Genomic DNA, 2,440 nt, shown 5'->3' on the forward strand with positions numbered 1-2,440 from the left:
GTAAGCGTCAAATATAGACCACCTTCTAATATTAATTGGGCTATGTAATAATCTCCTTAAGAAAATCTTTAAGGGGGATTTTTTCATGACACGCAAAGAGAAAAGGCTAGTTTGGGAAGAACGCATTTCTTCGTACAAACAAAGTGGACTAAGCATTGCTAAATGGTGCGATGAGAATAATGTACATGAAAGCCAGTTTTATTACTGGAAGAAGAAACTAAATACTGATCCAAAAGTTGATAACACTTCATCTAAGTGGCTGTCAGTTGAGGTAGATAAGTACGATAATAATCCAGATTCTTCTATCCTTATAAAATTAGGACAAGCATCTATTGAAATTAAACATGGATTCGATCCATCTCTTCTTTCAGAAGTAGTAAAGGCATTAAGAATAGATGTTAAATGAGACAAATATTGAGCGTGTTTATCTTGCGCGTGGAAGTACTGATTTACGAAAATCTATTGATGGATTAGCTGTACTTGTCAAGGAGGGATTTGATCTCGATCCTTTCTCTCCTTGCCTATTTGTATTTTGCAATCGAAAACGAGACAAATTAAAAATCCTTCAATGGGAACATAATGGATTTTGGCTGCATTATCGCAGGTTGGAACGTGGGAAATTCCACTGGCCCTCTGACAAGGACGAGGCCCCAATGCACATTAGTTATCGTCAACTTCGTTGGTTACTAGATGGACTACCTATACAACAAAAACAGGCGCATCCAGAGGTGAAAGCACGTACCATTCTATAGATTAAATAATCTATTAAAATAGGAAGAATTCGACTAGTCAAGTTGGGTTCTTTTTCGTATACTTAATTTATGGAAAAAATAGTAGAGAACAATAATGAGCACACAATTGAATATTATAAAGAACGCAATCAAGAGTTGGAAGCAAAACTAAAATGGTATGAGGAGCAATTTCGCTTACTTCAAAAACAAAAATATGGTGTTTCCAGTGAAAAAACGAATGACGATCAAATGAGTCTACCATTGTTTAATGAGGCGGAAGATACAGCTGATTTAAATATTGAAGAACCTACGCTTGATACTATTACATATCAACGCAAGAAGTCTCGGAAAACAAGAGAAGAATTGATGGAAAACCTGCCAATAGAGACGATAGAATATGAACTATCTCCTGAGGAACAGGTTTGTTCGTGTTGCGGTAATAAAACACACAAAATGAGCGAAGAAATTCGAAAAGAACTACAAGTGATACCTGCTCAGGTAAAAGTCGTAAGGCATGTCCGTCATGTGTATGCTTGTCGTCAATGTGAAAAGGATGAGATAGAAACTCCTATCGTGACGGCAAAAATGCCATTGCCTGTTTTTCCGAAAAGCTATGCTTCACCTTCAATTATTGCTTATATTATGAATCAAAAATATGCCGAAGGCCTACCTTTATATCGACAGGAAAGCCAATTAAAATATCTAGGTATTAACCTTTCTCGTCAAACACTAGCCAATTGGATGGTAGAGGGGGCCAACCGTTGGTTGTCCAAAATATATGACCGAATGAAGTATCATCTTTTGCAGGAAGATATTCTACATGCAGATGAGACTACGGTTCAAGTTTTACGAGAACCAGGACGATCAGCCGATTCGAAATCGTATATGTGGCTCTATCGTAATGGACGTGACCGTCCACCGAATATTCTATTTGAATACCAACGATCACGAGCAAGTAAACATCCAAAAAGATTCCTATCGGAATTCAAGGGATACTTGCATGTCGATGGGTACGGTGGTTACGATAGTCTTCCTAATGTCACCTTATCTGGTTGTTGGAGCCATGCAAGGCGAAAGTTTGATGAGGCATTAAAATCCTTGCCAAAAGAGGCAGACAAATCAAAGGTTACTGCAACCGAAGGATTGGAATATTGTAACCAATTATTTGCGATTGAACGCAAGTGTCTGGATAAGACTCCAAAGGAACGTTATGAAATACGAATCAAACGCAGCCAACCAATTTTGGAGGCTTTTTCAACATGGCTAAAAATGCAAACACCAAAAGTCTTGCCGAAAAGTGCCCTCGGTAAAGCAATTAAATATTGTCGAAACCAATGGAATAAATTAACCGTCTTTTTAGAGGATGGGCGATTAGAAATTGATAACAACCGAAGTGAGCGCTCTATTAAACCTTTCGTGATCGGAAGAAAAAATTTCTTGTTTAGTAATACACCAAAGGGTGCTGAGTCGAGCGCAATTATTTATAGTATAGTAGAAACTGCAAAGGAGAATGGGCTAAGCCCATTTGAATATTTGAAGTATCTATTTGAGCAGTTGCCAAACATTGATTCAACAAACGAAGAAGCGATGGATCAACTCCTACCTTGGTCAACGACTATTCCATTAACTGTCAAAGTTCAAATTAAATCTTAGTTAGAGTATAAAATAGCCCATACCTTAATACTAGGTGTGGGCTATTTGACGCTTAC

At 37.7% G+C, this 2,440-nt stretch carries 3 protein-coding genes; all 3 read left to right on the forward strand.

Translation table 11 applies throughout. The annotated features are described in order from the left end of the window. Positions 1–85: 85 nt before the first annotated feature. The 3 genes from tnpA to tnpC all read left to right on the forward strand — a co-directional run bounded on the left by tnpA (position 86) and on the right by tnpC (position 2,384). Positions 86–406 carry an IS66 family insertion sequence element accessory protein TnpA gene (gene tnpA, locus KM885_RS17590; protein ID WP_047185469.1) on the forward strand — a complete coding sequence of 107 codons (321 nt, stop codon included), beginning with the start codon at positions 86–88 and terminating at the stop codon, positions 404–406. Then, positions 396–752 carry an IS66 family insertion sequence element accessory protein TnpB gene (tnpB, locus tag KM885_RS17595; protein ID WP_047185468.1) on the forward strand — a complete coding sequence of 119 codons (357 nt, stop codon included), beginning with the start codon at positions 396–398 and terminating at the stop codon, positions 750–752. The genes tnpA and tnpB overlap by 11 nt, the downstream gene beginning before the upstream one ends. A 69-nt stretch (positions 753–821) precedes the next feature. After that, positions 822–2,384, forward strand: coding sequence for an IS66 family transposase (gene tnpC / locus KM885_RS17600; RefSeq protein WP_060669374.1), 1,563 nt, complete (start codon positions 822–824; stop codon positions 2,382–2,384). Positions 2,385–2,440: the final 56 nt, after the last annotated feature.

The sequence above is a fragment of the Oceanobacillus caeni genome, assembly GCF_019037185.1.
GTDB lineage: Bacteria > Bacillota > Bacilli > Bacillales > Amphibacillaceae > Oceanobacillus > Oceanobacillus caeni.